Raw genomic sequence first — 13,421 nt, 5'->3', positions numbered from 1 at the left:
CATAATATCATAATTGTTAATATACAATGATATCCTAAAACAGCTTTAAAGCATCGATATAATTGACCTGCCATTTATCGATGCTTAAAAGTAATAACCATTACAAATAAACATTAGGTAATATAATATGTTGTAGGCTATGCCGTTTTAATTGTTCTGCAAACAGTTCTACTTCGGGTCTACTGGCAGGTGGCCAGTTTTTAGCGATACCATGTACACCATGATTATGAAAAGCATTAATTCTTATTTGAATATTGGGATCTAAATCAATTAAAAAGTTGGCAATATTTTTAGCATTATCTTGTAGATCTGTTTGTTTAGGAATAATTAAAAGTCTTACCTCATATAGTTTTTTTATTTTTGTCAGATATTTAATCGTTTCTTTTACCCGTCGATTGTCTCTTCCCGTTAACTTTTTATGCACATCATTATCCCAAGCCTTGAGATCAATCATTGCGCCATCCATCACATTTTCTACTTTTTGCCACCCTGTTTTAGTTAAATAACCATTGCTATCAATAAAACAGGTAAGGTGCTTTAAATCGTTAGATTTTTTGATAACATTAAATAGCTCTTTAATAAAGGGTAACTGCATTGTTGCTTCTCCACCACTTATGGTAATACCATTTAAAAACGGTAGATATTTCCGGATAGCGATTAAAATATCATCTACACTATATCTATAAGTCATTGGTGATGAAGAATGCTTACAAGTATTAATACAAGTATCGCATTGCTGACAATTTGAAGTTTGCCATATAACTTTATTGTTACTAAAACTTAATGCTTTGTGTGGACAAGTATCAACACATTGACCACAATCCTTGCACAATGATATCGTATAAGGATTATGGCAGTTTAAACAACGAAAATTACATCCTTGTAAAAATATAACTAGTCGATTACCAGGTCCATCTACACAAGAAAAGGGTAAAAGCTTATTAACGATTGCCCATGTCTTGCTCATGACTAATCACTCGTGGTTTTCGACATAAATAACTATTATTTTCGGTATCGTCGGCAGCCTCGGATCCTAAGAAAGTAGTATTAATTCGCGAACCTTCTTTTTTATATCTTTTAATATCAGATAATCTCACCATATAACCTGTAACTCGAACAAGATCATTACCACTGATATTGGCAGTAAATTCGCGGAAACCAAATTTGAAAGCAGCTTTACAAATTTGTAGCAAGGCTAGGGGATTATTTTTTATGGTCTCATCAATTGTTAAAATATCACTAATACCCGAAGTGAAATACTGGTGATGTTTATACAGTGCCATAATATGAGTGACAGGATCGGGTTCTTGCCCATATGGTATTCTTAATCCAGGTGTTGTTGCTCTATCTATACTAATGCCTGATTGTGAATGCAGCATTGCTTTCCCTTTCCAAGCATAATCTATTGTATGGTTATCAATAAATTTGGCAATTAATTGTGTAATAGTTAATGCAAGTTCATTAGCTTGTTCATCAAAACCATAACGCCCAGCTAAATTTGCTTTGTCTTGCAAGATATTGACAGCTTCGGCCATTCCAAAGATGCCAAACATTGGTGCAAATCGTTTTGGATCAATTAAACCTTCTTCAACTAAAAAACTACTGTTAAAAAAGTTTGATTTATTGTAAAGAAAGTTTGACCTTGCTTGAATAAGATTGAGCTGCAATTGACAGTAGTGGGGTAAGATATTTGACAGAAAGTCTTCTATATTTTTACTGCGTACCGCAACTTCTTTTAAATTGATTCTTGAAAGTGTGCTTCCTCCTCCAGCTACTGGTAGTGAATTATAGCAACTTACAACACCGTAACCTTGACTATCAAAATCTTTTTGGATCATATTGTTGTTTGCAATATGGGGTTTACTTGTTTCACAAATATTTTCAATTGCCACTACTAATAATGATTCTGGTGTAATGACCTCATCATAGATAAAGGTTAAATTTGGAGCAACTTGTTTGAGCTCTCTATCTATACGCAAGATTACCCGACAGATAATATTATCGGTTGGTCCAATGTTTGCATGCATAAATGCATCAGGTAAATTACGATCAAGCATGATCCAAAAATGCTTTAATCGCTGATAAATCTCATCTTCAGTAAGATTGCCAACGTAAGGAAGTAAAATTTGATCTAAGCACCCTAAATAAACAGGCATACCAGTTACTGAAGGAACATGATGGTAGATGATGATAAGCAAATTTAAAGCATCATCAAATGTTTCAGCTGGATTAAGTTCTAACCACTTCGATCCTTGTTTTAAAAATTTTACATAATCAGGTAAAACATAACGAGGTTTATAAGGCGCGTGACCTTCATACATATCACAAATAACGCGGTCACTTAAAGCTTGTTGTGTTTCTTCATCCAGATCTACATAAGGTAAATTATTTTCTGCTGCTAATGCAAGCAAATTGGCTTTTTGTTTGGGTGACAAATTGGGGGCGGTCACGATTTGGTAACAACTGTTTTGAAATTCTGTCATGTGAATGTTAACCTCGATACTAACAATATAGTCTAATTCTAATTTTTTACCAATTTATAGTATGTTAGCAATAAACTACTTTTGTTAATTATTAAAATGCTAATTGGTGATCAAGCTTATTTTGTAAAATTAAACATATAATTATTAATTTTATCACCCTCAATTTGATCACCATTTTTTATTAAACCTTAAACGATAGTAATGTTTTTTAAATTTGTATGCTGAATTAGTTATAGTGTAATGATTTTATAGATGAGCTGAGGCTCTTTTGCTCTGTCACTAATTGTAATATTGTCATAAAGCTTTTGTTTGATCGCATCAATTTTATCGGTACGAGCATGAATCGTTAATAAAGCTTCACCTTCGGCAACTTTGTCGCCTACTTTTTTATGTAACACGATTCCAACAGCTGGATCAATAATATCTTCTTTAGTTGCGCGACCAGCTCCTAATTGCATTGCAGCGATCCCGATTTGATCTGCGATAATTTTTGATACATAACCTGACTTAAGGGCTGGTAGGGCAATTTGGTAAGGTGCACTAGCCAATTTTTCAGGATGATCAATGACCGAACTATCACCGCCTTGTGCTTCAATTAAGGTTTTAAACTTCTCAATAGCTTTACCATTTTTGATAACTTCTTGAAGTTTTATTCTCGCTTCTTCTAATGTTTTTGCTTTATCGGCAAGTACAACCATTTGACTACCTAATGTTAAAACCAGTTCGGTTAAATCGGCTGGACCATGACCTTTTAACGTATCAATCGCTTCTTTTACTTCAAGAGCATTACCAATTGCAAAACCAAGAGGTTGAGACATATCCGAAATAATGGCCATGGTTCTGCGGCCAATTTGATTACCAATATTTACCATTTCATGGGCTAATTTTTCTGAATCGGCCATATCTTTCATTAGCGCACCATCACCGGTTTTAACATCAAGAACGATGGCATCAGCTCCCGCTGCCAATTTTTTACTCATAATTGAACTTGCAATAAGAGGAATAGAGTTAACAGTACCTGTTACATCACGTAACGAATAAAGTTTTTTATCTGCTGGGGTTAAATTGCCTGATTGACCAATAACGGCAAGGCCTTTATTATTAACTTGATTAATAAAATCTTGTTTACTTAACTCAATTTGAAAACCTGGAATCGATTCAAATTTATCTGTGGTGCCGCCCGTGTGACCAAGTCCTCGTCCAGACATTTTAGCTACTGGTACATCTAAGGCTGCTACTAAAGGAGCTAGAACTAATGTTGTTGTGTCACCTACACCGCCAGTTGAATGTTTATCAACTTTAATACCTTTGATTGAAGACAGATCAACAGTATCGCCCGAATACATCATTGCGCTAGTTAAATCAGCACACTCTTTTGATGTCATACCTTGATAATAAATTGCCATTAATAAAGCACTAACTTGATAATCAGGGATAGTTCCATTGGTATAATTAGTGATAAAAAATTGGATTTCATCAGTGGTTAATTCATTGCCGTCACGTTTTTTTTCTATAATATCTACAAATCTCATTACTATTCTCTCTTACTATCAATAAATAAAATTAGTGTATTGCTTTGTTTATACAAAATAAATATTAAGTCATGATTATTATTTTTTATTGTTAAAAAATAATGTTAATCAAGATCACTTGGTGAAAAAGACCAAGGTAATAATTCTCCCACTGTTGTTTCTTGAATTTTTCCCTGCATATTGGTCAAAATAACAGGCATATCTTTAGCGCAAAACTCACTAATAACTTGACGGCAAGCTCCACATGGTGAAATTGGCCCATCAGTAGCTCCAATTACCACCAATTTTTTAAATTTTGTTTTACCTTCAGAAACCGCTTTAAAAATTGCCGTTCTTTCGGCACAATTTGCTAGTCCATAAGATGCGTTTTCAATATTACAACCTAAAATTGCTTCATCATCTTCAGTAATTAGCACGGCACCAACCTGAAATTTAGAATAAGGTACATAAGCTTTAGAACGGGCAGTTTTAGCAAGTTCAATCAGTTTTTCAATTTTCATATTAATAATCCTTTTGGTCGTAATAAATCTAACTAAATTTTAGGTTGAGTTTTAACAGGAGACTGCAAATCTATCTTATAAATACCAAAACCAGATGTATCTATGTCAATAAAGCGAATAGGGTATAGTGAATGCTTTTCGATATAGGTTTTAGCTTCATCAGTTGGTGATGATTCAAAGCGAATATCTAATTTTTTGTTACTAGCAATTGGGGAAATTTGCCAATTATTATCGACAGTAACATTCGTTATACTATATTTTTGGGTGGTATTGGTAATATAGGCTGAAAGAATTACTCTTAAATCGTCGGGAGAATTAAATTTGACATTTTTTTCACCAGTACCTGGAAATATACTACTATAAGCACGATAATTATTGGTGGCAATTAAGAATTCTTGGTTAGGATCAATTGTTTTTTGTTGATAAGTCAAATTCCTAATTCTTTCAGATGTAGGATTAATTAACTGGCAATTTGCATCATAACGGGGTGGCTTTGTTACATCTATTTGATAATTTACTCCATCAATAATATCAAAATTATAGGTTCTGAATTTATCCCAATTAATCAAATATTGTGGTTGTGATGAATTAGTATTAATTTGATTATATACACCAGCTGAACACTCTAACCACTCTTTGACATCTTTACCTGTAATTTTCACAGCAGACAAAATATTAGGATAAAGGTAAATATCTGCAGCATTTCTAAACGACAAATTGCCTTTTTTGACATCAACAAAAGCACTAGGATCGTTTTTTCTACCTCCAGCTTTGAATGGTGCAATAGCTGATAAAACGGGTAAACCATCAAGATCAGGATCCCCTTTAATAAACTGCTTAACATAATCAATTTGTGCATCATTAATAATTTGTAAGGCAGATGTATCTTCAACCAGTGCTAAATAACTCGTAATATCGGTTGAAACTTTACCTATTGGGTTACTAACAAATTCGCGTGTTCCTTGGTGATCTTTGCTTAGAATATCGACGATATTTGGGTCGGCTTTAACAAGTGCTTTTTTAGTTTTTACATCATAGATTGGTCTAGCTTCTGATTTACCTGAAATCACTTGCCATTTTGATTTATCACCATCAAGAACTAAGTCCACCACTCCCAAATGGCTTCCCCATTGTCCTGGCATTACAGCTGGGACATGATTAATATTGCCGGTATTAATATCTGTATTTGGCAATGATTTGAAATCTTCACTCGGAAATATGCCGTGAGAATGGCCAAACATAATTGCATTAATACCCTCTACTTGACTCAAGTAGTAAACCGAATTTTCAGCTAATGCTTTATAAGGTTCAGCTGAAACACCAGAATGTGGAATAGCAATAATAACATTAGCGCCTTGTTTTTTCATTTCAGGGACTAATAGTTTGGCCGTTTCTGTAATATCTTTGACGACAACTTTGCCATCAAGATTAAGTTTGTCCCATTGCATAATCTGTGGAGGGACAAAACCAATATAGCCGATTTTAATCGTGTGTTTATTGCCGTTTCTATCAATAACAGGAGTATCTAAGATAATATATTGTGTAAAAAATGGCTTTTGGGTTTGGGCATCATAAACATTAGCGTTAATGTAAGGAAATGTAGCCCCAGAAAGACTTTTTTGTAGAAATTCCAATCCAAAATTAAATTCGTGGTTACCAATATTACCCACACTATAATTAAGTGTATTGAGCGCTTTATAAACAGGATGAATATCGCCATCATTAAGCCCCATATTTACGGCATAATCAGCCATTGGGCTGCCTTGAATTAGATCACCATTATCAACAAGAACACTATTTTTTACTTCACTTCTTGCTTGATGAATTAAATTAGCAGTTTTTACTAATCCAAAAGAATCAACAGATTGATCTTTGAAATAATCGTAATTCATCATGTTTCCATGCAAGTCGGTTGTTTCAATTATCCTTAAATCAACAGTTGCAGCATTAACAACGCCAGATATAAATAGGGTTAAAAAGGGTAAAGTTAACTTATTTTTTTTCATGCAAATCTCCTATTATTCTGACAAGTAAATTAGTTAACGGGTATGGCTAGTAACAGTTTCTGATACTCTAAAAATCGTTCAATGATTGCTGGATGATATTTTTTGTCATTAATAAATTTTTTAAGCAATTGTCTATCATCAGATGAAAAACATAAAAGAACTTGCTCAGTTAAACGACTTTTAACCGTATCTTCAACAAATGCGGCTTGAATGCCACATAGTGTTATATCAAGCAATTCTAATCGTGAAAATGCAAATATGGATTGGGCGATACTATATTCTTTTTCAATATCAGTACCAAAAATTCCTGCATCATCAGTATTTAAGGTAATGCGAACTCCTTGGTCATAAAGTTGCCTTATTGGATGTTGATAAATATCGCCATGCAATTCATTCACTAAAATTCGATTACTCGTTAAAGCAACTTCTAGGGTGATTTTTTTTTCAACCAGTTCACAAATAAGCGCTTTGTTTTCAATGGCACGAATGCCATGACCAATTCTGTTTGCACCGTGTTTAAGAGCTTGAATAATACTCTCATCTGAATCAATTTCGCCAGCATGATACGATTTTTTTAAATTCATCTGAGTAGCCAATTTATGTGCATCTTTAAAATCCTTAAAATGCCCAACCTTTTCGTTACCAGCAATATTAAATCCCGTAATAAAGGGGTGATGATTTTGCTGAATAAAACGCAACGTATCATAAACAACTTTAGCGCCTAGGTGTCTAACACCAATAACGTGATATCTAACTGTAATATCATAATCGTTTTGTACTTTTATAATCGCTTTGTCCATGTAGAAAAGAGTTTTATTAAACCTTTCTTTATCCCAAATTAATTTTCCATTAACTTCGGTTGTGCAAATATGATAGGGGGACAAAAATAGCTCGCAATAAATTAACCCTTGTTTAGCATTTCTATTAAGAAAATCGTAAGTAATAGAATAATAATCTTCAGGATCTTTTAGAAAGCTAGAAACGGTATCATATGTATTAATAAATTCTTCAAATTTGGATTCGTCATACAAATATCTACCATTTTTATATTCTTTGGCATTGTATTGACCAGATTGGTAACATAGTGTACTAGGAAAAGGAATATTATTTTTTTGTGCTAACTGATGAGCCATGACAGGGGTAATGCTGCCTTCAACATGTTCGTGCAATATAACTTTAGGTATCATTTGATCGTTCATTAGGTATTTAATCTATTTTTAAATGAGATAAATTGGCTTTAATAACATTGGTTTTACTAACAATGATATCAAAAGCTTATTAAAAAATTTTTAATAACATGTATATCATCGTTAATTGGGTTATTTTAACTTGATAAGATACTTATCTGCTATATCTTTTGCATTACTTATTTATATTTTTGTGCGGTAAATCAAATTTTTACGATAATTTATTGTTAGTAAAAAAGGCAACAAAATGTATTGTTGCCTACATATTGATTAAGTGGGAAAAAGCTTCACCACACAATGAATAATTAATAAATGATTTAAACGGTTTTAGGATTAGGCTTTTCGTTTTTAAAAATCAACATAAATACAATTGCTAAAACCAAAGCATAACCTGCAAAAATAAGCCAAACTGTTTGCCATTCAGTAACATTTCCAGTTTTATAATAATCGACTACATAACCACTGCCTACCGAACCTAAATAAGCACCGAACCCATTAGTCATGGTCATAAATAATCCTTGAGCACTATTACGAATAGTTGACGATACCGATTTTTCAACATACATTGAACCAGATATATTGTAAAAGTCGAAAGCACAACCATAAACAATCATTGAAAGAAGAAGTAATACAGAACCGAAAAGAGATGGATCGCCATAAGCAAATAAACCAAAACGAGCAACCCAAGCAAGCATACTAATAAGCATAACATATTTGATACCTAGACGTTTCATAAAGAAAGGTACAAATAAGATAAATGCGACTTCTGACATTTGAGAAATAGACAACAGTATAGAAGGGTATTTAACCACTAAACTATCAGCATATTCAGGGAATCTTTCAAAATCATGTAAAAATGGATTACCAAAAGTATTGGTTATTTGTAAAATACCGCCTAATAAAACCGCAAATAGAAAAAATATAACCATTCGTGGTTGTTTGAATAAAACAATAGCATCTAACCCTAATGCGCTAATGATGTTTTTTTCTTCAGTTTTATTTTTTGTTGTTGGAATCAATGGTAGCAAGAATGAATAAAGACTAAGTAATAAAGCAGATGCAGATGCAATATAAAGTTGCATACTACTCAGTTCTAATTTTAAAAGACTCACAAGCCACATAGCAACAATAAATCCAATGGTGCCAAAAATTCTGATACAAGGGAACTCGGTAATAACATCAAGTCCACGTGATTCTAAGCAAGAATAAGCTATTGAATTTGAAATGGCGATGGTTGGCATGAAAGCTAGGCAATGAATCAATATCACAATCATCATCATGAAAGGAGATGTTACAGAAGCCGCAATAAATAGCGTTAAAGCACCAATTAAATGACAAAGCATATACAAACGGTTAGCAGGTATCCATCTATCCGCTACAATCCCAAGTAAGCCAGGCATAAATAAAGAAGCGATACCCATTGTTCCATATATCGAACCTACTTCAAGACCAGTAAATTGTAATTTACGTATCATATAAGAACCTAGAGTTATTAACCAACTTCCCCAGATAAAATATTGTAAGAAAAATATAATCCTAAGTTTAAAATGAATATTCATTTATAATTCCTTAATAAACAAGATTTACTATAATCTAATATCTAAATATCAATAAAATAATTATTTGATCAAAATAAAAAATGGCAGATTAACCTGCCATTTTTTTAGTTTTGATTTAATAAAACAGACTCCAGTGCAACAGTGATCATTTCTTTGAACCCTAATTGTCTTTGTTCTGCTGACATTGCTTCGCCTTTTCGGATATGATCTGAAACCGTACAAATAGTTAGTGCTTTTGCACCATATTCAGCCGCAACGCCATAAATTCCAGCAGCTTCCATTTCGACACCTAAAATATTGTATTTTTCCATAACATCAAACATATCAGGTTCAACACTATAAAAAAGATCAGCAGAAAAAAGGTTACCAACTTTAACATTTACACCCAATTTTTTAGCTGTATTAACTGCATTACAAGTTAAATCAAAATCGGCGATAGCGGCAAAATCATGATCTTTAAAACGTAAGCGGTTAACTTTTGAATCAGTACAAGCACCTAACCCAACAATAACATCTCCCAAGTTGACATTAGGGCTAATTGCACCACATGAACCAATACGAATGATGTTTTCAACACCATAAAATTTAATTAGTTCTGTTGTATAGATTGAACAAGATGGAATACCCATTCCATGCCCCATAACTGAAATTTTTTTATCTTTGTAATAACCAGTAAAACCTAACATGGATCTTACATTAGTAACCTCTGTAGCATTTTCTAAAAAGGTTTCTGCAATGAATTTTGCTCGTAGCGGATCGCCAGGCATTAAGACGGTTTTTGCAAAGGCATTATCAACAGCATTAATATGTGGGGTAGACATTAACTTCTCCTGATATTTGTTTCGAAATCGATATTACTTAAACTTAAATTACTTGCTTATTTTTTTATAAACGATTTACCGTAATTCATTGGCGATAAATCAAAATAATCGGCAACACTCTGTCCTATATCGGCAAATGTTTCACGATGCCCTAAAGATCCAACAGGCACACTATCTCCGTAGACAATGACAGGTATATGTTCGCGAGTATGATCGGTACCTGACCAAGTTGGATCACAACCATGATCGGCGCTAATAATAAGCAGATCGCCAGGTTGGATAAGCGCTAACATCTCAGGAAGACGACTATCAAAATATTCTAAAGCAGCGGCATAACCTGAGACATCGCGACGATGCCCATAAGAAGAGTCAAAATCGACAAAATTAGTAAATACAATCGTATTATCTTTAGCCTGCTTAATTTCTTCTAGTGACGCATTAAATAAAGCTTCAAGACCGGTTGCTTTTACTTTTTTGGTAATTCCAACTTGTGCATAAATATCGGCAATTTTACCAATTGACACTACGGTACCTTGTTTTTCATCAACTAGTTTTTTAATCATCGTTGGTGCTGGTGGTTCAACAGCAAGATCGTGACGGTTACCCGTACGCACAAATTCGCCCGCTTTTAAGCCAACAAAAGGTCTAGCAATAACGCGACCAATGTTGTAATTACCTTTATTTAGCTCATCGCGTGCAATTTCGCAGACTTTATAAAGTTTATCTAAACCAAATGTTTCCTCATGACAGGCAATTTGGAATACAGAATCAGCAGAAGTATAAAAAATTGGCTTGCCAGATGCTATATGTTCTTCACCAAGTTCATCAAGAATGACTGTACCAGATGAGTGACAATTACCGAGGTAACCAGGAAGTTTTGCACGACAGACAATTTTATCTAAAAGATCTTGAGGGAAGCTATTAGTGGTATTAGTAAAATAACCCCAGTCAAAAAGAACTGGTACGCCAGCTAATTCCCAATGCCCTGATGGAGTATCTTTACCTGAGGAAATCTCGCTTGCATAGCCATATGAACCAATAATTTCGCCTTCAGTTTGCATACCTTTAGGATAATGACCAGTTGATTCATACGCCGCTTCGATTAAGCCCAATTTGCTTAAATTAGGCAATTTTAGTGGACCACTACGACCATGCTCAGCTTTACCTAAAGCACAAGCTTCAGCAATATGTCCTAAAGTATCAGCACCCTCATCGCCATATTTATTGGCATCTTCAGCGCCACCGATACCAAACGAATCTAGGATCATAATAAAAACTCTTTTCATAATTTCCTCTAACTAATAAGCAAAACTTAACTTGCGCACAATCTTTTTATTAGAATTCTGGTTATAATTTATAGAAACATCGCTTAGTTAGCTATAATACACGATAACAAAAAACAAAAAAGATTTAAGCGTTACTTTAGCTGAATATTTGTATAAATAATGTGATTAATTTGATCTTAGTCATACTTTTGTATATCAAAAAATTTATAAAACTCTTTTTTAAGTGTAGAAATTACTCGTGTTGTTTACACTATTTTGAGAAAAAAACGTAATGAATATACATAAAAAACAAAACATTCTGAATTAGAACATTCTTATTCATAATTCTGTTTATCTGCATTTATATTTTATATAACAGAGCCCAAATTTATTTAACACAATTTAATTAAGGAGTGACTGATGCCATTTGTCAATGCCTATGTGTCGGAAGAAGATGCTAAAAAATATGATTTAGATAATTTATGGAATAAGTACCGCCGCTTTGGTACCCAAATGCCTGAACTATTGAAGAAGTTTGATGTTCACCAACACGCTTGGTGTGTGGATAAGGAACGAGGGTATTGGTTATTTTACTGTGGTGATGTGCAAAATTATGATAGCCCTTCGGGTATTCCTGAACCAACGAGTAAGGAGGTACATATCCTGCATATTAATGGCCAGAATATTGAATTTATTTTGGACTCTAGTGATTTGGATCCTAGTGAGTCAGTATCTACTGACCTATATCCGATACAATTTGCTTGGGAAATTGTGTCAATGAACCCTAGTAGTTTACCTAGTATGTCGAAGGCGGATTTGTTAACCATTTTAAAAGAGGCATTAACTGTTTATAAATGTAGAGGAATTCGAAATTTGGAAACTAATAAGAAATCATTTTTTAAGTTTAATTTTTAGTATTTTCTAAGCTAATAAGATAATCAATTATTATACTGGAGGAATAGACCAATATGGTGGGATTGACTCAACAAGAAGCGGAAAAACGATTATTTAAGATTAAGGATGCCGATGGATTACGTGATTTAATACAGCAATTAGATATAAAAACAACCATCCTCTAAAAATGTTCTAAATTCAAATCGACTTATCCCCTTCAAAATATCAGCATAACTTTCAATCGTATTTCAATATTGTTACCGATCAATTATTAAACAAATTATAATGATAATTTAATCAGTTTGTCTCCTGATAATGAATACTTATAATCTGTTTTGGGTTATTTACAAACCAATTATCTTATTTATAATTTTGCTTATCTGCATTTATATTTTATATAACAGAGCCCAAATTTATTTAACACAATTTAATTAAGGAGTGACTGATGCCATTTGTCAATGCCTATGTGTCGGAAGAAGATGCTAAAAAATATGATTTAGATAATTTATGGAATAAGTACAATATCTGGCCTAATCATAAAATGCCAAACCTATTAAACAGTTTTGATGTTCATCAACACGCTTGGTGTGTGGATAAGGAACGAGGGTATTGGTTATTTAGTTGCGGTTATGTGCATAATTATGATAGTCCTTCCGGTATCCCTGAACCAACGAGTAAGGAGGTATTTATCCTGCATGTTGATGGCCAGAATATTGAATTTATTTTGGACTCTAGCGATTTGGATCCTAGTGAGTCAGTATCTACTGACTTATATCCGATACAATTTGCTTGGGAAATTGTGTCAATGAACCCGAGTAGTTTACCTACTATGTCGAAGACGGATTTGTTAACCATTTTAAAAGAGGCATTAACTGTTTATAAATGTAGAGGAATTCGAAATTTGGAAACTAATAAGAAATCATTTTTTAAGTTTAATTTTTAGTATTTTCTAAGCTAACACTATAATCAATTATTATACTGGAGGAATAGGCCAATATGGTGGGATTTCCTAAAGAGGAAGCGGAAAAACGATTATTTAAGGTCAAGGATGCCGATGGATTACGTGATTTAATACAGCAATTAGATATAAAAACAACCATCCTCTAAAAATGTTCTAAATTCAAATCGACTTATCCCCTTCAAAATATCAGCATAACTTTCAATCGTATTTCAA

11 protein-coding genes are annotated in these 13,421 nt (G+C 33.3%); 2 read left to right on the top strand and 9 right to left on the bottom strand.

Annotated features, from left to right (window positions below):
- Positions 1-100: 100 nt before the first annotated feature.
- The 9 genes from A9G25_RS04975 to A9G25_RS04935 form a co-directional block, all read right to left on the bottom strand.
- Positions 101-967: a YjjW family glycine radical enzyme activase gene (locus A9G25_RS04975; protein ID WP_065626019.1), complete on the bottom strand. Its 867-nt coding sequence runs from the start codon at positions 965-967 to the stop codon at positions 101-103.
- Positions 942-2,483 (bottom strand): YjjI family glycine radical enzyme, encoded by a 1,542-nt coding sequence (locus A9G25_RS04970; RefSeq protein WP_065626018.1) that lies wholly within the window; start codon positions 2,481-2,483, stop codon positions 942-944. The genes A9G25_RS04975 and A9G25_RS04970 overlap by 26 nt, the downstream gene beginning before the upstream one ends.
- Positions 2,484-2,713: 230 nt before the next feature.
- Complete coding sequence (locus A9G25_RS04965; protein WP_065626017.1) at positions 2,714-4,015, bottom strand: pyrimidine-nucleoside phosphorylase; 1,302 nt, start codon at positions 4,013-4,015, stop codon at positions 2,714-2,716.
- A 104-nt stretch (positions 4,016-4,119) separates the two neighbouring features.
- Positions 4,120-4,539 carry a cytidine deaminase gene (locus tag A9G25_RS04960; protein ID WP_442903084.1) on the bottom strand — a complete coding sequence of 140 codons (420 nt, stop codon included), beginning with the start codon at positions 4,537-4,539 and terminating at the stop codon, positions 4,120-4,122.
- 8 nt (positions 4,540-4,547) lie between these two features.
- The gene (locus A9G25_RS04955) at positions 4,548-6,521 is read right to left on the bottom strand and encodes a bifunctional 2',3'-cyclic-nucleotide 2'-phosphodiesterase/3'-nucleotidase (RefSeq protein ID WP_065626016.1); all 1,974 of its coding nucleotides are present in this window, start codon (positions 6,519-6,521) and stop codon (positions 4,548-4,550) included.
- Between the two features lie 29 nt (positions 6,522-6,550).
- A complete protein-coding gene (gene add / locus A9G25_RS04950) occupies positions 6,551-7,720 on the bottom strand; it encodes an adenosine deaminase (protein ID WP_065626015.1) in 1,170 nt (389 codons plus the stop codon).
- Between the two features lie 305 nt (positions 7,721-8,025).
- Positions 8,026-9,267: a nucleoside permease gene (locus A9G25_RS04945; protein ID WP_065626014.1), complete on the bottom strand. Its 1,242-nt coding sequence runs from the start codon at positions 9,265-9,267 to the stop codon at positions 8,026-8,028.
- Between the two features lie 104 nt (positions 9,268-9,371).
- Positions 9,372-10,088, bottom strand: coding sequence for a purine-nucleoside phosphorylase (gene deoD, locus A9G25_RS04940; RefSeq protein ID WP_065626013.1), 717 nt, complete (start codon positions 10,086-10,088; stop codon positions 9,372-9,374).
- A gap of 56 nt (positions 10,089-10,144) precedes the next feature.
- The gene (locus A9G25_RS04935; protein WP_065626012.1) at positions 10,145-11,374 is read right to left on the bottom strand and encodes a phosphopentomutase; all 1,230 of its coding nucleotides are present in this window, start codon (positions 11,372-11,374) and stop codon (positions 10,145-10,147) included.
- Between the two features lie 399 nt (positions 11,375-11,773).
- On the opposite strand from A9G25_RS04935, the gene A9G25_RS04930 reads away from it, so the two are divergent.
- Positions 11,774-12,268, top strand: a complete 495-nt coding sequence (locus A9G25_RS04930; RefSeq protein ID WP_065626011.1) for a hypothetical protein — start codon at positions 11,774-11,776, stop codon at positions 12,266-12,268.
- A gap of 424 nt (positions 12,269-12,692) precedes the next feature.
- A complete protein-coding gene (locus A9G25_RS04925) occupies positions 12,693-13,190 on the top strand; it encodes a hypothetical protein (protein WP_065626010.1) in 498 nt (165 codons plus the stop codon).
- Positions 13,191-13,421: the final 231 nt, after the last annotated feature.

Source organism: Gilliamella sp. Bif1-4, assembly GCF_001690535.1.
Lineage (GTDB): Bacteria > Pseudomonadota > Gammaproteobacteria > Enterobacterales > Orbaceae > Gilliamella > Gilliamella bombi.
Note: the sequence above shows the minus strand (reverse complement) of the source record. Positions and strands in the feature narration are given on the sequence as shown.

What these genes read in the sequence shown, in the direction of transcription:
- A9G25_RS04975 (WP_065626019.1), bottom strand. Translation starts at nt 967, where the DNA reads ATGAGCAAGACATGGGCAATCGTTAATAAGCTTTTACCCTTTTCTTGT.
- A9G25_RS04970 (WP_065626018.1), bottom strand. Translation starts at nt 2,483, where the DNA reads ATGACAGAATTTCAAAACAGTTGTTACCAAATCGTGACCGCCCCCAAT.
- A9G25_RS04965 (WP_065626017.1), bottom strand. Translation starts at nt 4,015, where the DNA reads ATGAGATTTGTAGATATTATAGAAAAAAAACGTGACGGCAATGAATTA.
- A9G25_RS04955 (WP_065626016.1), bottom strand. Translation starts at nt 6,521, where the DNA reads ATGAAAAAAAATAAGTTAACTTTACCCTTTTTAACCCTATTTATATCT.
- add (WP_065626015.1), bottom strand. Translation starts at nt 7,720, where the DNA reads ATGAACGATCAAATGATACCTAAAGTTATATTGCACGAACATGTTGAA.
- A9G25_RS04945 (WP_065626014.1), bottom strand. Translation starts at nt 9,267, where the DNA reads ATGAATATTCATTTTAAACTTAGGATTATATTTTTCTTACAATATTTT.
- deoD (WP_065626013.1), bottom strand. Translation starts at nt 10,088, where the DNA reads ATGTCTACCCCACATATTAATGCTGTTGATAATGCCTTTGCAAAAACC.
- A9G25_RS04935 (WP_065626012.1), bottom strand. Translation starts at nt 11,374, where the DNA reads ATGAAAAGAGTTTTTATTATGATCCTAGATTCGTTTGGTATCGGTGGC.
- A9G25_RS04930 (WP_065626011.1), top strand. Translation starts at nt 11,774, where the DNA reads ATGCCATTTGTCAATGCCTATGTGTCGGAAGAAGATGCTAAAAAATAT.
- A9G25_RS04925 (WP_065626010.1), top strand. Translation starts at nt 12,693, where the DNA reads ATGCCATTTGTCAATGCCTATGTGTCGGAAGAAGATGCTAAAAAATAT.